Annotated in this window: 16 protein-coding genes; 11 read left to right on the top strand and 5 right to left on the bottom strand. The window is 41.3% G+C overall.

Annotated elements, in window-relative coordinates; all coding sequences use genetic code 11:
- Window positions 1–4 precede the first annotated feature (4 nt).
- The 4 genes from ACT6NV_RS06465 to ACT6NV_RS06450 all read left to right on the top strand — a co-directional run bounded on the left by ACT6NV_RS06465 (window position 5) and on the right by ACT6NV_RS06450 (window position 4664).
- Window positions 5–478: a CBS domain-containing protein gene (locus ACT6NV_RS06465; protein ID WP_445386437.1), complete on the top strand. Its 474-nt coding sequence runs from the start codon at window positions 5–7 to the stop codon at window positions 476–478.
- Window positions 479–526: 48 nt separating this feature from the next.
- Window positions 527–1375, top strand: coding sequence for a LytTR family DNA-binding domain-containing protein (locus ACT6NV_RS06460; RefSeq protein WP_445386436.1), 849 nt, complete (start codon window positions 527–529; stop codon window positions 1373–1375).
- Window positions 1376–1487: 112 nt separating this feature from the next.
- Window positions 1488–2114 (top strand): CPBP family intramembrane glutamic endopeptidase, encoded by a 627-nt coding sequence (locus tag ACT6NV_RS06455; RefSeq protein ID WP_445386435.1) that lies wholly within the window; start codon window positions 1488–1490, stop codon window positions 2112–2114.
- A 486-nt stretch (window positions 2115–2600) separates the two neighbouring features.
- Window positions 2601–4664: a hypothetical protein gene (locus ACT6NV_RS06450; RefSeq protein ID WP_445386434.1), complete on the top strand. Its 2064-nt coding sequence runs from the start codon at window positions 2601–2603 to the stop codon at window positions 4662–4664.
- Between the two features lie 153 nt (window positions 4665–4817).
- Here the strand turns inward: ACT6NV_RS06450 and ACT6NV_RS06445 are convergent, their stop codons facing one another.
- A complete protein-coding gene (locus ACT6NV_RS06445) occupies window positions 4818–6305 on the bottom strand; it encodes a serine hydrolase domain-containing protein (RefSeq protein ID WP_445386433.1) in 1488 nt (495 codons plus the stop codon).
- 508 nt (window positions 6306–6813) lie between these two features.
- Here ACT6NV_RS06445 and ACT6NV_RS06440 point away from each other — a divergent pair.
- The 6 genes from ACT6NV_RS06440 (at window position 6814) to ACT6NV_RS06415 (ending at window position 13859) form a co-directional block, all read left to right on the top strand.
- A complete protein-coding gene (locus ACT6NV_RS06440; protein WP_445386432.1) occupies window positions 6814–8010 on the top strand; it encodes an OmpA family protein in 1197 nt (398 codons plus the stop codon).
- Window positions 8011–8115: 105 nt separating this feature from the next.
- Window positions 8116–8904: a hypothetical protein gene (locus ACT6NV_RS06435; RefSeq protein ID WP_445386431.1), complete on the top strand. Its 789-nt coding sequence runs from the start codon at window positions 8116–8118 to the stop codon at window positions 8902–8904.
- A 26-nt stretch (window positions 8905–8930) separates the two neighbouring features.
- Complete coding sequence (locus tag ACT6NV_RS06430) at window positions 8931–9821, top strand: hypothetical protein (protein ID WP_445386430.1); 891 nt, start codon at window positions 8931–8933, stop codon at window positions 9819–9821.
- A 299-nt stretch (window positions 9822–10120) separates the two neighbouring features.
- Window positions 10121–10861 carry a hypothetical protein gene (locus tag ACT6NV_RS06425; protein WP_445386429.1) on the top strand — a complete coding sequence of 247 codons (741 nt, stop codon included), beginning with the start codon at window positions 10121–10123 and terminating at the stop codon, window positions 10859–10861.
- Window positions 10862–10922: 61 nt separating this feature from the next.
- A complete protein-coding gene (locus ACT6NV_RS06420) occupies window positions 10923–11879 on the top strand; it encodes a hypothetical protein (protein ID WP_445386428.1) in 957 nt (318 codons plus the stop codon).
- A gap of 1191 nt (window positions 11880–13070) precedes the next feature.
- Window positions 13071–13859 carry a hypothetical protein gene (locus tag ACT6NV_RS06415; RefSeq protein WP_445386427.1) on the top strand — a complete coding sequence of 263 codons (789 nt, stop codon included), beginning with the start codon at window positions 13071–13073 and terminating at the stop codon, window positions 13857–13859.
- Here the strand turns inward: ACT6NV_RS06415 and ACT6NV_RS06410 are convergent.
- Window positions 13845–14714 (bottom strand): DNA-methyltransferase, encoded by an 870-nt coding sequence (locus tag ACT6NV_RS06410; protein ID WP_445386426.1) that lies wholly within the window; start codon window positions 14712–14714, stop codon window positions 13845–13847. The genes ACT6NV_RS06415 and ACT6NV_RS06410 overlap by 15 nt on opposite strands.
- A 169-nt stretch (window positions 14715–14883) precedes the next feature.
- Here ACT6NV_RS06410 and ACT6NV_RS06405 point away from each other — a divergent pair, with 169 nt between their 5' ends.
- Entirely contained in the window at window positions 14884–17274 is a 2391-nt protein-coding gene (locus tag ACT6NV_RS06405) for a DEAD/DEAH box helicase (RefSeq protein ID WP_445386425.1), read from the top strand.
- Between the two features lie 136 nt (window positions 17275–17410).
- On the opposite strand, the gene ACT6NV_RS06400 is transcribed toward ACT6NV_RS06405, so the two are convergent.
- From ACT6NV_RS06400 to ACT6NV_RS06390, 3 genes are all read right to left on the bottom strand, one after another.
- Entirely contained in the window at window positions 17411–18385 is a 975-nt protein-coding gene (locus ACT6NV_RS06400) for a DUF3871 family protein (RefSeq protein ID WP_445386424.1), read from the bottom strand.
- Complete coding sequence (locus tag ACT6NV_RS06395) at window positions 18366–19250, bottom strand: AAA family ATPase (protein WP_445386423.1); 885 nt, start codon at window positions 19248–19250, stop codon at window positions 18366–18368. Before ACT6NV_RS06395 ends, ACT6NV_RS06400 begins: the two co-directional genes overlap by 20 nt.
- 114 nt (window positions 19251–19364) lie before the next feature.
- Window positions 19365–19709, bottom strand: a complete 345-nt coding sequence (locus tag ACT6NV_RS06390; RefSeq protein WP_445386422.1) for a hypothetical protein — start codon at window positions 19707–19709, stop codon at window positions 19365–19367.
- Window positions 19710–19815 lie beyond the last annotated feature (106 nt).

The following is a 19815-nucleotide window of genomic DNA, read 5'->3' as shown; positions in this document are numbered from 1 at the left end:
CGTTATGGTTATCAAGAGTTTTACAGGGCCGAGAAAGAAACAGGAGCCGGAGCAAACACTAATACGCGTCCGGGATTATATGACACGGGAATTGATCACTTTTAAGCCAGACCAGTCTGTGGAGGAAGTGATTGACCTGCTCATCAAACACCGTATTTCAGGCGGGCCAGTGGTTGATGAGGACGGAAAACTGGTTGGGATCATATCGGAAGGGGACTGCATCAAGCATATAAGCGAAAGCCGCTACTTTAATATGCCTATGGAAGAGCGTAAGGTATCCAGCCGGATGATTCGGGAAGTAGAAACCATAGATGGCAACATGAATATCTTTGACGCGGCCAAAAAATTTCTGAAGGTCCGCAGGCGTCGCTTCCCAATACTGGAAAATGGCCGCCTGGTGGGGCAGATCTCACAGAAAGACATCCTGAAAGCTACCATGGAGCTTAAGTCTCAGCACTGGAGGCAGGCAGGTAAGTGAGGCGCTATGGAAATCCAGGAATAACCAGGATACTTTTATCTTTAGGACATGTCTGAATCTCCAGCCAAAAGATCGCGTATCTGGCCAAAAGGCAGGGCCATTTACATAGAAACGGTATTCATTATTCTGTTGTCGATAGTCTCTATGGCCCTGCAGTATGGCAGGCTGGATTCACACATCCTTTTTAGTCTTGAATTATGGATAAGGATCCTCGGTAGCCTATCCATATGGTTTGCGAACAAATTCACCCTGGATTATATGCTTCAATCCAGGATTGAATCCAATACGGTTTCCCAATTCCTGCCTTTTGAGATGACGATAGCCTCTGTGGCTGTTACGGCCATTTTCTATTTTGTTTTTTATCCCATTTTGGTCTACCTACAAGATTGGGATTTTGTTTGGGCTAAATTCCTTCAAGGCCTGTTTGTAACCGCTGGCCTCAGTTTACTAATTGTCATCCTTTACGCCGGCGTTCATATTTGGCACTCCTGGTGGAACGATGGGGAATTCTTATTTCGTAAAAAGGATGGCAGACAAGCCGAAAGGGAGTGGAAAGACTTTATCACCCTTGAGAACCTCAAAGGCAGCGTTCAAATTGACCTGAAAGATGTCCTCTATTTTATCAGTGAATTCAAAATTGTTTTCCTGGTAGATGCCTCAGGAACAAAACGGGCCACCCAATATAATCTGGCTGAATTGGAAAAGGGCCTTGACGACCGGTTTTTCAGATTGAACAGAAGAATACTGGTTGCCCGCCAGAGTATCTCCCATATAAAAAAGCTGCCCAACCACAGGCTCCTCGTAACAATTGGCCCCCAGGATTCCAGGCTTCAGGAGCCAGTGAGCCGCTACAGGTCTACCAGATTCAAACAGTGGTTGCACGGATCCCGTCCCTGATTGACCATTCGGTAAGATTTCCATGACCATTGGGGAAAGTATGCGACCAGACATAAATATTTATTACAACATTGTCGGTTCTTTACTTCAGGAAACAAAAAATCTTACTCCTATGAAAAATCATATAAAAACAAGTGTTGGGTTGCTGGGGTTCCTGGCATTTCCCTTTCTGCTGCAATTTTTGAGCCTGGATTTAAAATTATTCGAAGGTGCTATGTGGCTGCTTCTGGTATTGATTGTCTTGTGGATCTATTTTGTGGAGAAACGCACAATCACATCAATAGGATGGAAGAAGCTCAACGCAAAAACCCTCTTTTCAGGAATTGGGCTGGGCCTGGTGGTATTCATCCTTTTTGGGGTATTAACTGTTGCCATTCAAACTATAGGCCTTGAGCTTAATCGGGAAACCGCAGAACTGATCGCAAGCCAGTCTGCGCCCTTTCTCCTGCTTATCGCCCTTAGAGCTGCAGTAGTGGAAGAAGTACTCTATCGTGGATTTGCTTTTGAGCGGATGTACGAACTCACGAATTCCAAATGGCTTGCCGGGCTCATACCGGTACTTATTTTTACGCTGGTGCACTATTCCTGGGGCATTGGACACCTGGTGTTCGTGTTCTTTGCCGGCAGCATATTTATGCTCGTATATATATCCAAAAGAAACCTGCCATTGGTCATAATTGCCCATTTTGTGACAGATGTTATTGCGCTCCTGGTTTTACCCCTGCTATTACAGGCTTAACGGGTGGAATTACCCCATCCATCGCCGAAGGTCTGGTGAGTTTTCTGTAGTCCCGATAGCTATCGGGAAGCCAGGTGGTGCGCTGGCCTTCAAAACATAATCCGTCACCTGGATTGCTTTCTCCTGCGTCGAAGAGTTACTCTAATTTATTATATTGTAAAAGCGTTTAAATCAGTTAGCGTTATTGAGAAGCAAAAATGTAGTAATCTCTAAAGGAGGCTTTAATAATTTCCCTGCCTAAATCCGCCTATGAAAATTACAAAGGTTTTATATGGCGCAGGACTCTGCCTATTATTTGGTTTAACCGTATCCCTGTCTGCTTTTTCCACCGCAGATCAAACGGACCTTGCCAGGATTATTGTGAAAAGCCTGAGCCGTTATGAACAGCTAAAAGAAGATACTCCGAATACCAAAGAAGTGATGGACTCCTGGCTCCCAAACCTGGGAGTCAGAAGCAAGTATGCCATCCTGAAATCTATCGCGGGCATGGACATACTGGAGTCGGCAACGGGCATCAAAGTATTCCGCGAAGGGCCCCACCAGGGGCAAATCAATTATTATTCCAATACCATGGGGTATTACAACCCCGAATTTCTCAACGAAGTTAACCGAACCCTGAAAACACTTTTTGAAGACCCTGAGTTTAAGGAGGATGCCAAAGTGTTGTATGAAAGGAATTTCCGGAAACTGCTGAAAACCTATTATGCCGCATACCAAAATCTGCATTCAATATACGGCTCTCCAAGCGGTGAATTAACTCGTTTGAAAGAGGATTACCTTGAAAAGATGGGCAATGATAATTTGCCAGGAGAATTTTTACAGGAGTACTTCCGTAGGATTAGTGATAGGATGAAGGGGCAGGGATATGATTGGTATGAATCTGATACGGCCTTGGGCTTTTGGTTAAGGAGGAATATTGATGGTACCGATATCCAATTTCTGGACCTTCTAAAAATGGTTTTTAACAACCTGGAGCCCATTATCGAAAATGACACCCTGCACGTAAGAGAACTTGAAGATAGAGATGGATTAAAATATCAAATAGGGGTAGATAAACCCTTTTCAGGGGTCGCAATCAACAGGCAACCCAACGGAGTAAAAATATATCAGGCCAACTATGTAAAGGGTAAGCGCAGGGAGTTTACCGTTTGGAACAGACAGGGAACCAAGGTTGAAGAAGTGCGTTTTGAGGATGGGGTCGGCTATAAAATGACCTGGGATTATGTGGGGAATCTCAAAGTTGAGCAGGATCATATCCTTAATGGAAATACGTGGGAAATGATTAGCCATACAAACTACTCTCTGGATGGCCATAAAATAATGCGCAAGGTATATGAAAACAAAAAAGAAGTAAGAGAGACGCATTGGTATTCTGATGGGAGTAAAATGGAGGAAAAGAGTTATGAGAATGAACAAAGAGTATGGAAAATATGGGATCATAATGGGAGCGAAATAATCCGTGGTGAGATGCCCTTGCCAGATACTGTTGATATGGAGGAGATTGAGTGGAAGGGCCCCTTGAGTGCCTATAAGAAAGGTTCAGACAAACCATTCACGGGAGTAATAAAATTTAGTGGAGAATTGGACTACAGATATAGAAAAGGAGTATGGTGGCGTGTAAGAGAGAATCCTTTCCATTCCACAGCCACTATTATTTTCGGAAAATTTAATGGCCCCTATACATTGTGGTATGAAGAAAACGGCCTGAAGAGGTCTGAAAGAAATTTAAAAAGCGAAATGCGAGATGGTATTACCCAGGTTGGGACTTATACCCAATGGTATAGCAATGGGCAGAAAGAATTTGAACAAAGAAGTTCCGGGAATGAAACCAGATGGTATAAAAATGGCCAGAAAGCGTCTGAAGAAAGTAAAAATGGCTACAGGACGTGGTATGAAAACGGACAGCTAAAAGATAAGGTGGACCTTGGTGCATCTGGTACAAGCAACAGAACTAGGTGGTATGAAAATGGTGAAAAACAGTCAGAGAGTTTAGTGTTCAGAGGTAGCATAGTACGGGCAAAGGTCTGGGACGCGGATGGAAACGTAATTGATGATGTGCAGCCTGTAAAAGATGAAGACAAAAATAAGATAAGATCCTTCGCTGAAAATTTTGTTTATATCCTAAAAAAGCAGAATTACAAGCAGTTAGAGGATTTATTCTTGCCTTTCGAGAAGTTATTAGAGACCTATATCAGCGAAGAGGAAGTGACGGAAGAGGAAATAAAGCGTAAATCCGAGGAAATAAAGCGTAAATCCATCAAATATGATGAAGATAAGTTGGAATATATAAGGAATTTTAAAGACACAGAAGAATTTTATGAATTGGGAAAAATTGAACTGGTAAGATATAATTTTTGGATTTTAGATAAAGATGGTTCCAGAAAAACCATTGAGTGGCCAAATTCCATAAACTACGTCCCTGAAGCACAAGCCAAATATTATACAGCGCAAATTCAAATTATCCTTTATAAGAATAATAAGTTAGACCAAATTCTATTAAATCTTCTTTTTGCAAATAATCAATGGTATATAGTTCCGGAAGCATGGTAAGTTGTTGAAAAACATGGCATTAAACAATTAAACCCAGTCGTTTCAAATAGACTGGGTTTTTTATTGGTTGGTCCTGCCTGGGTTCATTTCCTTGAGGAAATGGACCAGAGAAGTCCCGGAAGCAGAGAACCACCACGTGTTGCTCCTGTCTTCTTACTGAAATTTTATAAAACTAAAATCCAAGCCTCCCTGAAATCCTCTTCTTTCCAGGGCTATATAATACTTGTTGTCTTCCGGGTTTTCCTCAAAAACTAGGTTGCTTGGAAATTCTTCCACGGCAAACTTAGTTTCGCCCAAATAATGCAATTCAGCAGGGATACCTCCGAAGAAGGGATTTATAATAAGCTTGCCGTTCTCCTCCGACACTTGAATTTCAGCATCGTATTGCACATGCTTATACCTGCCCGTTACCTCCTGAAGTACCGATTCCGGGATTGGTTTCTGCTCCTCAATCTCCAATGGCTTATACCACCCATGGGACTTTATAATACTGTTGCGAAACTGATCCAGAAGTGGCATGCGCACATTGTTGGGGCCGTTGCCAAAGAAAGCGATCCCGTTTCCTCCTTCCATTGTCCCATATACATATCCGCCGGTCCCCGTATTTGCCCCGCCATGTGAAAACCATTCCCGATTCCCAAAGCCCTGCATTCGTTCCCAGCCCAGACTCCAACCCCCTATCGTTTTGGTGGTTACGATTTTAGTGACCCGCCTCGCAACCTGTGGGCTAATCACTTCTGTGTCTCTTTCTGCAAGTGCCTTCTGCATTTCAATCATGAACAAGGCCATGTCATGAGGTGTGGACCATAATCCGGAAGGGGCCACCTGAGGAGTTATAGGGATTCCGGTCCTAATCACATTCCCGTTTTCATCGTGGGCCTTGGCCACGTTCTGAAGAAAACCTTCCTCATTCGGCTGTTTCATTGTGGAATGCTTCATCCCTAAAGGGGTAAACAGGTATTCATCAGCCAAATCGGCGAGTTGTCTGCCCATATGATCCTCCAGGGCCATTTGAGCAATAACATAACCTCCTCCGCTGTACTGCCAGTTAGACCCGGGTTTGAAGACTACACTGATCTCCTCATCATATCGCGGGAGTTTTCCCTGCAGGCTTTCCGTCAATGTTGGGATGGTGTCTCCCTCATAGAAATCGGCAAAACCTTGTTGGGTGGTCCCTGCGGTATGACTCAGAAGGTGCTCCATGGTGATGGGCGTGTCCTTGGTGAAATCATTGGAAGGTATCTGCCATCGCTTTAAATACCTGGATACAGGAGCCTTAAGGTCAATAAGGCCTTTTGCCTCCAGAATTGCAAGGAGGGTGGCGGTTACCCCTTTTGAAATGGACGCCGTTGAAAAAGCGGTTTCGACATCCACCGAATCCTCAATGTTAGCGTCCTTCACGCCCCAGGCCTCCTGCCATATGATCTCATAATCTTCAAAAACAGCCACGCTGAGCCCGGTGAGCCCTTTATTTTTCATAACCTCTTCAACGGATAGCTTTATGCTGTCTTGCTGAATAAGGCCGTTAAGGGCCATTTCTTTTTTTTGATTTATTTCAGCTTGTTTATTATTGCTGCAACTGCCCAACAGCATCAAACCAAATAGGGTTAAACCGACTCTCCCAAGATAAATTCGTCTCATAGGTTTCTGTTCTTGATTAGTTGTTACTCTAAAGAGACGAAAGAGGCGTATGAATGTAACAAAGGAATGGCTGCCTGTGCACATTACATGAATTCAATCAAATTCCCAGAGGATGGCTCTTAGTATGGACAGGAATGTTTATCGCCTGGGTTCGTTTCCCTGCGGAAATGGACCAGAGAGGGCCGAACGGCCAAAAAGGTCCGGTGGAGTTTCTGTGTCAGGTGTTGAGCTGGCTCCAGAGCCTTTTGCCTAAGTCATGGATAGATGGATTTTATCTGTCTGATTTTCTATTAAATGAGCACAAAATCAGGCATTCCATAATGGACTAACGAATAATAGTAGGGAAATTTAAAATCTTAAGGGGAAAACACTCGCGAAGAACTGGCTTTAAAGTGCTATCGCATGACGGTAGTCATTGCGTATCTGAATCGTTTTTAAAAACTTCAATACCTGCTCAATTTCTGGGCTGATAAAACATTTACCTATTAGCAAACTAAAGACTTTCATCATGAGAAAAAGTATTGTATATGCCCTGCTAGGAATATTTTTCCTTGTACCCTTATCTGCGGAAGCTCAAATTCTAAAGAAAATAAATAAAAAGGTAAAGGATAAAACTGAAAGAAGGATAGAAAAGAAAATTGATAAGAGTATCGATAAAGGCCTGGACAAAGTTGAAGAAGGCATGGAAGGGAAGGAAGATGAGAAATCTCCGGAAGGGAAGAATGGAGAGGGCCAGTCAGCCGGTAATAACGAAACAATAAAACTTTGGTCCAAATATGACTTCGTACCCGGGGAGGTGGTCATTTTTGAGGACGATCTTCTGGGAGAAAGAAATGGCGAGTTCCCTTCCCAATGGGACCTGAAGAAAGGCAATGTGGAAATGGCCCAGCTGGGCGATTACATGGTCATCAACTTTCCTGACACCGAATGGGCCGATATCGTTCCCATGATGAAGGAAAAGGGGGATTATCTGCCAGACGTCTTCACCCTGGAGTTCGACGCCTATTATAGTGAGTTCTGTACCTCCTATAAGATAGCCTTCTTCGACGAGGTCAACCAGAAAAATACCACGCGGTTACCGAACATCTATATCAAACCCGATCAAGTCACCCAACAGTTCTCCGGTGTTACGGATTTTAAGGGTGATGAAAACTACCCCTACTGGAAACGGATAGCCATCTCCTTCAACGTGCGCGCTTTAAAGATCTATTTAGGGGAACAGCGTATCGCCAACATCCCCAACTTCAGGCACAATCCTACGGGGATCACTATTTCCTCCAGGCAATGTCATGAAAATCAGTACGCCGCCATCAGGAATATCCGCATCGCCACTGGAGACCTGGAATTATATAATAAGATGATTACCGACGGTAAGATCGTCACAAACGGCATTCGATTCGACTCCGGCAAGGCTACCCTGAGACCAGAATCAATGGGCGTTATCAACGAAATTTCAAAGCTGATGCAACAATATCCCGAGATTAAGTTTAGTGTGGAAGGCCATACAGACAGCGATGGTGATGGTGCTTTCAATAAGAATTTATCAGAGCAACGCGCGGCTACGGTAATGAATACCCTGATCGACATGGGTATATCAGGTGACAGGTTGGTTTCAAAAGGCTTCGGAGAAGATATGCCTATAGCCGACAACAATAGCCCGGAAGGCAAGGCCAACAACCGCCGGGTGGAATTTGTGAAAATGTAATACCCGGAGGTTTCGTATTTCGCCCGGAACCTCTATTCTAATAATAAGTTGTCCTGATAAACAGGACCTGAGAGAAATATCAAACAACCTATTAATTCGAATTATATGAAAAAGTATGCCTGCGCATTCCTTCTGGCTTTCGGCCTCGGTATACTTACCGCATATGCGCAAAACTGGAAAATAACCCAATCAGACAACAGCATCATTCTCATTGGCGAGGGATGGGTTAAACTGCTCCCCGGCAGCGGCGAGTACAAAAGTGATGAGGAATATCCGGGCGACGGGGAGGATGAGTACGGCGAAGAGCAGTATGTTATGATGTACAACACTGCTGAGAACCTCATTGTGATGATCGATGAGGCCAATCAGACCTATGCCAGAGGAACTGTGAAAGACTATTGCAATGCCCTGAAATCCATGCAGCAAGGGATGGATGCTACCATGTTGCAGCAAATGATCGCTGACCAAAAAGCCATGCCCGCCCCAAAAATTGTGGTAAGCAAGGAAAAAGGTGACCCTATACTGGGGTATGCCACCGTGAAGTATACCCTCGAGTCTGACACGGGTTTCTTCGAGGATAAATGGATAACAAACGACCCCCGGCTCAATGACATCGTTAGTGTATTTAAGGAGTGGCTAAAGTTTCAATCCGAAGTGGTCTCCTGCTCACTGCCAGATGCCTCCTTTTTAAAGGGTGTGCCCGAATTGTCAGAGACGTATAAAGAAGTGCAGGCTTCGGGGTTTGAGTTGATGTCATTCCAATACGATAGTGAAGGGACAGAGTCTTCCAGTGAAGTGATCAATATTGAAAAAGGGGTGGTAGCCCCCTCAGAATTTGATATTCCGGAAGGCTACACAAAACGAAGTTTTCAGGAGTTTTTGATGACGATGTAATGAAGCCACTAGCAAAACAGAGCATCATGAAACAAAGAAATATTCTGCCTCAGTTTGGTTGGAACACCCTTTGCCTGGTTGTGTCCGCAATTTTAATCGCTTCTCTGGTCGCATTTGTTGGTGCCTCACACGAAAACCAGACTCACTTTTTGGAGAGGAAAAATGATCTGGCGGCAGAATGGTCTGCACTGAGATTAGAAGAACAACAGTTGAGTATGTACCAAACAAAAGAAGATTTGCCCGTTACGGATTATGCAGCTTATACAGCATGGAAGGGAGACTTTACTTATAAATTGGAATATCGGGAAGAATTATATGATTATCCAACAGAGTTCATGAAGATGAAGGGGCTTAGGGGAGAGTCTACTGAGAACATCGAAGTAACAGGGCACATCGTATTCACGCAGGCAAAGAAAAAGGTCAGAGACCGAGTATTGACATTGCCGGGACATTTTGCTGGTAAAGGAACTGTGTCCTATACCATAGCGAGGATGTCTCTTTCAAAATTAGGCGAAGGCCTTATAGTGCATTTAACCGACGGTAAGGGAAAAGATCAGATTAAACGGCGCAGGGAAGATACCTACCTGAAGATAAACCGTGCCAGTAAGACCTATTCAATTCGGATTACCCCTGGGTCCTATGAAGCTGACATCGATGCCTTTGGTGTAAAAGTGCTCAAAACAACTGAAAATAAAGTAACACGTGCCTTTATAGAGAAAATGGAAAGCATTGACCGTCCGGTGTTATATCCTGAAGCAGTAAAAGAGATGTTCCCCGAATACGTTTGGCGTCCGGACAGGGATAATATTGTACTAGAGGCCTTTGACATACCCTTTTCGAGATCCACCAATACCCTTAGCGGGTCCTACAAGGATGAAAAAGGCGGAGTGCTGTCCTGGAAATTTGTTGCGTTCTGAAGATTAACTATTGAACCCGTTACATCTGGACCTTTGAAAAGCAGCCATAGCATATTTGGCCCTTAAATAGAGTAGACTTCTTTATGACCAAGGGAGTAATCTCGTGATTATTGAGGCTCTGGGAGCTTATCGGTACAGACGGTCTGGTAAAGGCAGAGCACAAAACGTACTGATTGAACCTCCGATTAATCTTTATACTAGAAACCCGGAGGTTAAATGCAAGGGTAATAAATGGAGTGAACTGTACAAGGCTCATCCAATATTCTCGTCGGGAGAAAACAATTTAACATTGATAAAAAATGGCCGCACAATACGTTACCAATAAAAAAATTCTGCTACTCGCATCCGGTATTATCCTGTTATTGTCCGTGATTTACTTTTGGCCAGGTCGGGATGTACCTGAAATCGATTCCGGCTTCAAACCCCATCTTGGAGAGTGGAAAGTTATCGAATTTACAGGCCATGTCAATTATGTTGCACCAGGTAGTGGAAAGTGGTGTGAACCGAAAACTGAAAGATATTCACCAATTCTGGACGAAGAACTGACCTTCATCAAATTCCTGCACATTGGTACAGAACCACTGTTTAAAAACAAACTCGACTCTACAGACGCAGGCCATTGGAATGAAACTATCAATGCAAAAGGCCTTTTTATCTTCCAATTTAGCTTTGACAATGGAGAAAAAACCAATAAAGGACTCGCCGCTTACGGAGTTCCCTTTCATGAGACCGAAATCCTTAAAGGGCTAAGATCCATGGAAATAGGATATTGGGGAGAAAAATCAGAATTAGAAGGTAAACAATTCGGAACCTTGAAAAAAGATGACCTGGACAATGGTTTCGTTGTAATTGGTCAAGAAATGGGTTCTACTAGTGGGGGTGGCCATAGTAGTTTTGAAGTAGCAGGACATTTTAACGGCGAAGATAGAATAGAAGGGCGATGGGTCCTTGAGGACGTCTCAGGGGATTGGGGTGCCCTCAAAACATACTGCCCCTGGGAAGCCAAAGGATCCGGAACATGGACTGCTGTTAGAAAATAACTGTCACAAATTTTTAGCAAAAATCTCGTTATTAAATTTTGAACGCCATAATCCAAATACAATGAAAAAATACAATTTAATCTTACTTGCAGTGGGCATTTTTGCTGCCTGCGGGTATACTTTCGCCCAACAGAAGGGTAATGGCCCGGAACGCTTTTTTGACGTGAACGCCTATAAGGCGGAAATCAAGATCACCTTTACCTATGATTACACCCAGACCCAGGCAGAAAACAGAAATACGGTAACGGCTTCCCAGTCCTTTGAACATGCATTTGTAACGGGTCCCGGCCAGGTGACAGCTGCTGATATGTTCCAGGTGGAAAGGGGGGATGCCTCTGAAGTTGGATTAGGAGCCAATTCCGGTATGATGGGAGGCATGGATATGGAGGCCATTTCCGAGGCCATGAAAAACTCAGGCATGGATCCTAGCGTTATGGAAGAGTTGAAAGAAGCGAAAAAAGAAACAGCATCTTATAGCATGGATTTTGGGAAATACAAGATGTGGATGGTCGATCCGGTATCCGGATCCGCTTTCACCCGGGTGAATACAAAATTCTATGAGGAAACAACTGGGGTTGAAGGCCCTTGTGGTGAAGGCCTGAGTGGCAAACCTTACAAAAATTTCCGGCAATACGGACTGGAAGCGCAAAGCGAAAAAGGGAAACCGGGGGTTAACAATCCCAACAGCCTGCTCCTGCTGGTGAACCTCAACAACAATTCGTATTCGTTTTCAACCAGCACAGATATGCTAAGAAGCCTCACTTTCGAAGGAACAGAACACGATGAGGATTGCGGTAAGATCACGGACAGGAAGCTTTCCATGGCTGCCCGGTCGTTTATCAGTATAAGGGCTAAAAAAGAAGGTCTGATCTATAAAAATCCGTTACCTCAGAAAGGTACCACCTTGTCTGGTTCCAGGGATATCACGGACAGCTTTGACCTTTGGCCCTCTTTGGCAAAAGAAAGTGCGAAGTGGTCGGTAAAAATAGACTGGAAGATCTATCCAGCAGGCGGATAAGTCCTTTTCAGCAGCACAATAAAAGAAAATCATGTCACCGTTGAAGTCAACATTCAGCAAGGTAGTTATGTCAGTAGCAAGTTAGTTACTGCTGGTTGCCGGCCTGGGGAGTTTTGCAATAGATTCTCCTCTGGAAGATGCTCCTGGTTTACACACACTTCCAGCGCGATGGGAAGTAACCCAGCTCACCGGACTCATTAATATAAAAATACCTGGCGTGACGGCTCAGGTTGGTGCGATAAAGGCGATTTAAATGTGTGCCCGGTTGTAGACAAAGGGGAAACGTTTATCAGATTTACTAATAGAATCCCATTTGTTTTATGGCCAATTGATTTAAATGTTAAACAATTGGCATACAATTCGGTAAAAATAAAATGGGGCACCTAGATTTCCAGATGGGACACCTAATTGCACACCTTTTTTAACCCAAAAAGTAGCGCGGGAAACTTTTAAAAGTTTTTACTCTGCCAATCAAGCCCCTTTACTGTGGGAGATTGAAACGCAAAAAGTCCAACTTATTTAGTAGTTGGACTTTTTGTAGTCCCGATAGCTATCGGGAAGCCAGGTGGTGCGCTGGCTATTTCCAATTTGGAACCAAATTAGATGCCTGGGTTCATTCCTTGCGGGAATGGACCAGAGAAGTCCCACTGCAGCAAACCTGTGCCGCAGACAGGCGGTATAGAAAACCTCCGCTTCGCTAACGCGAATCGCAGTTTTGCTTTTCTTTCCGGAAGCTCAAAAAAGTTTAGGTTCCTTTGATAAATGAATTGGTTCGGGCAAGGATATCCTGAAAGAATTATTGCCTGGGTTCATTCCCTGCGGGAATGGACCAGAGAAGTCCCGCTGCTGCAAACCTGTGCCGCAGACAGGCGGTATAGAAAACCCTTGCCTTTGCTAGCGCAAAGCCGATTTTCACTTTTTGTCCGCAACCCCAAATAAATTTGGGTTGCTTCCAAAAAGCAAAAACCCACGCCTTCCGGCGCGGGTTTTCTGCTTGATGTGGTCCCACCTGGGCTCGAACCAGGGAGAATAACTTCTTTATTTCTAGTTTTTTAGCAACTTGTCAGATACCTGGGTGTCCGAATTGCAAGCCTATATTTATTTTTTAACTTTAATAATATTATTTTCAAATTAAGTGTCTATCCAATTTAAACAATCATCTCAAACTATAGAAATTTTTATTCTTTAAACATGAGCTTACATTCCAAAGAACAAAGAATTAATGAAATAAATAATACGTTATCAAGTCTATCTGCTAATCAGTTGACTATCCTTCTCAATATCACAAAACAATTTCAATACAGCTTTATCCATAAATGGAGAAATCCTGACTCTGACATCATATCAGAATTCGTGCTAAGCAATTTTGGCGATATTTTACGACTACATCATTGTTTCTCTAGTGAACCCTTTACTAAAGATAAATTTGAATATGCTCTAATTCGATCTTTAAAGGAATCTGGAGTTAACGCCGATAAGGCCCCTACAGGAAATCCTGGACATGATGTTGTTGTTAATCGACAAAAAATCTCATTAAAAACACAGGCAGATAGAAACATAAAAAAAGACAAGATTCATATTTCAAAATTTATGGAGCTGGGTAAGGATGAATGGGGGAATAATGAAAGTGATCTAGAAACTCTTAGAAATAGCTTCTTCTCTCACATGAAAAATTATAGCAGGATTTTTACTTTGAGGTGCCTTGCAAAGTATCCAAAGGATTGGCATTATGAATTAGTTGAAATACCCAAATCATTGTTGGAGGAAGCAGCTCATGGTAAATTAGAAATGAAGTTTAAATCAAGCCAATTTCCAAAACCTGGATATTGTTATGTATATGCTTCACCCACCAAACAAAAGTTTCAATTATATTTTGATGGGGGGTCAGAACGAAAACTACAAATAAAGAATCTTTTAAAGGAATACTGTACTGTGCATGGCGTATGGATTTTTCCTGGAGCCAACTTACTTGAACAGTGAGGAAGTTCTTTCCTTAATAATTGATGCATATTCTTCGTTAACCTCTATGCCCCAGCACTTTCTTTGAAATAAGCTGCTGACTTGCCCCACAGTTCCTGATCCAAAGAAAGGGTCTAACACTTTAGAATTTTCCATTGACCCCGCAAGCAGACAAAGCTTTACTAATTCTGGAGGAAATACAGCAAAATGTGCCCCTTTAAAAGGCTCTGTATTGATGTTCCAGACAGTTCTTCTATTTTTCTTTTTACCATTTATTCCTGGTTCTTTGATCGCTTCACTATTGTAGTAATACTTCTTTGATTTACTCAATAGAAAAACATATTCATGAGAGCGAGTTGGTCTATCTTTAACTGATTCAGGTTGGCAGTTTGGTTTATTCCAAATTATATCTGATCTCAAATACCAACCATCTTTTTGAAGTGCTAAAGCAAGCAACCAAGGAACCCCAATAAGGTCTTTAGGCTTTAAACCTTTTGGAGTAGGAGGGCGATAACTCATGGCTCTTGCAGGATTCTTGATATCACTATCTCTCCATTTTCTGTTCCCGCTTGTATACGAATCACCAATATTAAGCCATAAAGTTCCATCCTTTTTAAGTGTTCTTCTAACCTCTCTAAAAACAGAGACTAAGGTGTCAATATAGTCGTTAATATCATCCTCGGCGCCAATTTGATTAGAAACACCATAATCTCTTAAACCCCAATAAGGAGGGCTAGTAATACAACATTGAAACGTATCGTCCTCAATATCGGAGAGAACTTCTCTCACGTCGCCAATAAAAAGCTTAACATTTTCTCCAATATCTTCAACCTTATAATTTCTTTTGGCCGCAATGGGCTGAATTTTCTTTTTCATGATTAATTAATGTTTTACGAAAATATGAATCATCTGTGACTAATGCTTGCAGTGTTTTATCCAATGAGAGGCTTATCAAAAATCTCCTTTGAATTGAAGACAACTTATCAGCAGTTCAAATATTGAATTGTAATAACCGTTAGGAGTATGTGAGTTAAGTGTTAATTCAATGTCTTCATATAAAAAAACACCACAAGGAATCTTTGAATATTCTAAAGAAATAAAGGAGTGGATTCCTTATCGAGTAATTGATTCTATTAATGATTCAGAGATATCTGAAATATCAATAGAAAATTACCTCTCTGAACAGAAGGATTTCCTGATGGACTTCATTAATACGCATAGGCGTATACAATTAAATGCCAGTCCTGGTAGTGGTAAAACCACATTTTTTGCGGACCTATGTGCAGAGCATCTAAAAAATAAAAAGCCAGGGAGAATCTTATTCTGTGCTCCCTTCCTAATCATTCAAAAGCAATTTGACCAAAGGTTAAATAGTAAGGGTTTGTCTATTGATTTTGAACTTAATGGACAGACCCGAAGAAAAACACTCCTTGATACTGATGTAATTATCACATCTACCTTTAAGAGCATCCACCACATCAAAGACCAAATTTCAGAAGATGACTTAGTGATTATTGATGAGGCACATTCATTGCTTTTTCATTATTCTAATAAAGTCAACCGAAAAGACTTTTTCTTTGAAATGATGAAGTTCCTCTTCAAGACAAAAGCGAAAATTGTTTTGATGACTGGGACTCCTCATTCAGGTATAAATTCATTCCTTAACCTAAAGGAGCTAAAGGTCATAAAAGATGACTTGAAAAGTAATATCAACATACAGTATTCTTCTGAAAATGAAAACCTAATTGTGTTAGAGTTTGCTAAACGATCTCTAGAAGAATATGGCCCTAACCATCTCCATATAATTTATATTAAGAATAGGCGAAAATGCGAGGAATTTAGAGAGCTCATTAAAATAAATTTTAACAGCAAAGCTTTTGTTCTAACCTCGGAAAGCAAGCAATCAAAAGTGTATCAAAAATTAGTAAATGAGTCCCTTATTCCTCAGGACATAGAGTTTTTAATAACAACAAATGTTATTAGCACTGGGGCTAATATTTTAAATGGCAATGTGGGGAATGCCCTTATGCTTAACGAATACAACCCTATTGAAATCAAGCAATTTTCAAAAAGGTTTCGGAAAAAAATGGATTTGAGGGTTGATGTGGTCAATAGGGTGCCTTCCTTTGAAATGGATTTAGTAAAGCGAAGAATAAATTTAGTAGACAAAAGGGGGAAACAACGAAATTACTTCAAGGCTTTAATAGAAAGTATAATCACTCTCACCCAGAACAGCCTCAGTTTCCTATCATTTGATCCAGATTTTTACGATATCAACCATGGGTCTCCAGACGAGTTGATTGATAAAATTATTGAGCGTAGTCTTATCCAAGAAGTCTATTACACTGACAAGATTAATGAGACCTATAATTCTTCTGCAAGTTTGGCAAAGGTTCTCAATAATTATCATGATGTTATATCAGTCAATGCTAGTTATTATGAGGAATTAAAGCTTGATGATGCACATATTAATTTAAATATAGAAAAGGACCGAAACAATTGGTTAGTTGAAGTAACCAACGATTTCATGATCAAACAATTGGAATACTTAAAGGCAATAGAGTATTACCTTGCCCATTCCAATAATTATTACCTTCTATCACAGTTTAAAAGGCACTTGTATTTTGGAAAGTTGAGAGATGTGGAGCTGGACAAAACACTACTTCAAAAAATCCAAAACCCCTTATTCATAAAAGAAGTTCTGATTCCTCTAATGGATTATGAAGAGTTTACTAAATCTCGAGGAAAAACACTCTATATTATTCAAAAGGTAGCAAAGAACAAACGTAATCGTCTGAAGTTAGCTTTTTATATTAACCAGGAATTTAATAGGTTCTTTAAAGTGTCTGGACCAGCAAACGGTAACCCACCAACTATTAAAATAAAGAGGGATTTAATAAGAGAAGTTTTCTCAAAAAGAGAAAAGCTCGTTCAATTTTTAATAAAAAGCACATTCAAATACTGCACGAATAATGATTTCATTAATTATGAGGATTTAGAAAACTACCTTATTCACAGGTTAAAGAACTATAGAATAAAAGAAACTGAAAATGAGGTATTCCCCTTAGATCAATTGATGATTGATCCTGAAAACAAAATAGTAAGGATTTCTAATGCTTTTCTTTACGGTTTGGTCAACGGTCTTTTTTATATGAAATCTGGATACAAGAACAGGACACACAATGGAAGGCGAAAAAGCAGCTACTTGTTTGAAAGTTCACTTCCTCCGAAAATTGAGACTAAAAATAAAGTTTTAAAAAGGGATTTGAATGCAATACATGCCACCACCAAAATATTGAAATGGGATGGCGTCAGCATGAAATTTGAAGTTATGGACTTAAATACCAATACAAGAATCATAAACAACAATACACTGCTACAGCATACCATTGTCGACGAAAATTATTATGAAATTGTCTCTGAATTAAATGTTTAGTGCAGAATTATGTCCCTTTATATTATATACAACATTATACAACATAGATAATTCTGCACTAAATCATCATAATAAGCTACTTAATTTGAAGTATCTTCCACAGGGACATTATTCTACATGAATAGCTATAGAATACTTATGACAGCAGCCAGTTTTGGCTGCCATTTTGCATTGAATTTCCGAGCATATTCACTAGTTCGTATGCACTTACGGAGCGTTCAAAGCTGTGATCTATATAGGAAGATTTGTTGGCCTCGGTGAACAGATTATACAAATTCCAAAGATTGATGGAACCGTCTCCATCCCTTCCAAAATTTGGACATCCATAGTACTCCTTCACCACACGAGTTACTTGGCTATCATTCATAGCTATGGGAAATCCCTTTTCAGCTTCTTTACCTAGATATGGATACATCCGAAGTTTCCCTATTAAATGGGCAAATTGACGTTCTGTTAAACTAAATCCACTCATCCGCTCCATCATGCCCAGGTGCTTTTCCGCATTATACCCCTTTACTAGCATTAGAACTGCTTCAGAAAGCTCCCCTATAGAACCAACACGAATCTTATTGGAAAACCCATCTGTAGAAATACACAGATTGGTACACACCCAATTCTTAAATCCTATAAAGACCTTGAATTTCTCCAGGCTTTTCTTGCTGTAGAGGTTTTCCTGGTTGTAGGCTCTAACCCCACCAATACTTAAACCAAGAGTATTTCCATTGACTGTTTCAGTAATTCTAGGAATGTCAATCAGAAAAGCACAACGCTCATAATAAATGGTTTTCTCATGCTCTAGTAACTCCTTGGCTGGTTTTCCCACAGCAGAAGGGATACGCCCCTTAATCATATGACTCACCCGAATACTTGGTGGTGATACCTCATATTCAGGATACAACTCCTGAACAACTTCATAGACTTGGTTTATAAATTGGGAGTGACTTATTGTGGATTCATTGTCCTTTGAAAACACAGGGATAATGCAGTCATTCCGTAAGTGTTCTAGAGATACCTCCTGCGTATTGGCTTCTATAAAACCACTGGAGGATATTGACGGAGGTTCGGATTGATTCTGGACAACCTGTCCGTTGCTATTTATTAATGCTCCCATTGTTTTGAATTTTAGAGGATGTGAGTGATTCTTTTTCATTTGTTAGCTCCTGCTCCAGTGCTTCTTTCTTTTGTAGAAGCAATGGGGTTATTTCTCCTTTAATACCCTGATACTTGGTGTATAAATGGTGGAGGCCATCCACACTTGAACAGGTGTCTATTTCTTTCCTAGCGTCTGCAAGACTAATCCCCATACTACACCACTGCATGAGCTTCTTTCCCGTAGCTGCGTTAATCACAAATTCTGGTTTGTCCATAAAGAGCCCCGTACGGTCTTTACTTGCTTTGGCCAAGTGCTGGTCATTAATAAGCTCAAAATTCACTGTAAGCTCGTATTCAAACCCTTCACGGGTGATTTCTTTGGTGCCGTGTTTAATAACCCTAGTTCTCCCATTAGAACCCAGGTCAAGTGAATAATCAATTTTACGTCGGGTGGTAGTAATTACATGACAGGAGGAATTCAAAATAGCATCTAAAAATGCTTGGTGCCTGGGAGAAATTTTGGCCCAATCCTGGAAACGTCCTCCTAGTTTTTGGTGGAGTTCCAGGCATCCTTCTTTTCCTTGCCATTCATGGGTAATACTGTCAATGATAATGACCTCCATGTGGGCTCTCTCACACATTTTAATGGCCTCTATATAGCGTTCTGGCGTAAAAGGCTCAATTAGTGGTAACACATTAAAATCGCCCAAATGAGCGTACAGGCTGGCGCTGTTATTTTCAGTGTCTATTACGGCAATTTTGGCCCAGTCATTGGTGATCCCATGTGCTAATAGAAGAGCTGAATAGGTTTTGCCAAAACCACTGGCTCCACTAAGGCCAATCCGCAGTTTTACCTGGTGTCGCTTTGCTTGTTGTAATTTCATTTTTTGATGTTTATGAGGGTTAATAATTTTCTTTATGATGCCGTATCATACTCCTGATGTGTAAAAAAAAGGGACCCCGTGTGGAGTCCCTTGCTGATATTTGAAAAATTGGGATTATGCTGCTGTGAGTATAGGTTTTTGAGGCTTTTCTTCAAGATCATCCAATTCGCTCACAAACTCATAGCGATGGCTAAGGGTGATCATTTCGCCTGTCTCAGGAATGGCATACTCATATGGATCGACCGAAACCTTCTTGATCCGTCCATCCATTTCTGTACCTATTAAGGCTTGGCACATAGGGGCATCGAAAGTACAAGCCACATTGGCTGTTTTGGCGGTTAGGTAAAGCCTACCTGTTTCTTTACTTTTGACCGCTTCGACTTCACCTTGGACTACCAGAACCTGAAAATCCGTTCCGTCTTCTCTTTGATACGTTTTGTAATCTGCAATCGTAACCATAGTTTTTACTTTTTAGATTATTAATAAAAGATTGATGCGGGGGAGCCCGCAAAATCCAAAAAGGGTGGGGGGTGACTTTTAGGTTAGATTACTCTTAATTTTAGGA

This window comes from Robiginitalea insularis, from assembly GCF_052497835.1.
This window is presented reverse-complemented; position numbering and strand designations above follow the sequence as displayed.

Bases quoted from the DNA above. Each gene is read 5' to 3' on its own strand.
- ACT6NV_RS06440 (WP_445386432.1), top strand. From the start codon at position 6,814: ATGAGAAAAAGTATTGTATATGCCCTGCTAGGAATATTTTTCCTTGTA.
- ACT6NV_RS06410 (WP_445386426.1), bottom strand. From the start codon at position 14,714: ATGAAAAAGAAAATTCAGCCCATTGCGGCCAAAAGAAATTATAAGGTT.
- ACT6NV_RS06450 (WP_445386434.1), top strand. From the start codon at position 2,601: ATGGACATACTGGAGTCGGCAACGGGCATCAAAGTATTCCGCGAAGGG.
- ACT6NV_RS06435 (WP_445386431.1), top strand. From the start codon at position 8,116: ATGAAAAAGTATGCCTGCGCATTCCTTCTGGCTTTCGGCCTCGGTATA.
- ACT6NV_RS06395 (WP_445386423.1), bottom strand. From the start codon at position 19,250: ATGAAATTACAACAAGCAAAGCGACACCAGGTAAAACTGCGGATTGGC.
- ACT6NV_RS06425 (WP_445386429.1), top strand. From the start codon at position 10,121: ATGGCCGCACAATACGTTACCAATAAAAAAATTCTGCTACTCGCATCC.
- ACT6NV_RS06430 (WP_445386430.1), top strand. From the start codon at position 8,931: ATGAAACAAAGAAATATTCTGCCTCAGTTTGGTTGGAACACCCTTTGC.
- ACT6NV_RS06460 (WP_445386436.1), top strand. From the start codon at position 527: ATGTCTGAATCTCCAGCCAAAAGATCGCGTATCTGGCCAAAAGGCAGG.
- ACT6NV_RS06390 (WP_445386422.1), bottom strand. From the start codon at position 19,709: ATGGTTACGATTGCAGATTACAAAACGTATCAAAGAGAAGACGGAACG.
- ACT6NV_RS06465 (WP_445386437.1), top strand. From the start codon at position 5: ATGGTTATCAAGAGTTTTACAGGGCCGAGAAAGAAACAGGAGCCGGAG.
- ACT6NV_RS06455 (WP_445386435.1), top strand. From the start codon at position 1,488: ATGAAAAATCATATAAAAACAAGTGTTGGGTTGCTGGGGTTCCTGGCA.
- ACT6NV_RS06405 (WP_445386425.1), top strand. From the start codon at position 14,884: ATGTCTTCATATAAAAAAACACCACAAGGAATCTTTGAATATTCTAAA.
- ACT6NV_RS06415 (WP_445386427.1), top strand. From the start codon at position 13,071: ATGAGCTTACATTCCAAAGAACAAAGAATTAATGAAATAAATAATACG.
- ACT6NV_RS06445 (WP_445386433.1), bottom strand. From the start codon at position 6,305: ATGAGACGAATTTATCTTGGGAGAGTCGGTTTAACCCTATTTGGTTTG.
- ACT6NV_RS06420 (WP_445386428.1), top strand. From the start codon at position 10,923: ATGAAAAAATACAATTTAATCTTACTTGCAGTGGGCATTTTTGCTGCC.
- ACT6NV_RS06400 (WP_445386424.1), bottom strand. From the start codon at position 18,385: ATGGGAGCATTAATAAATAGCAACGGACAGGTTGTCCAGAATCAATCC.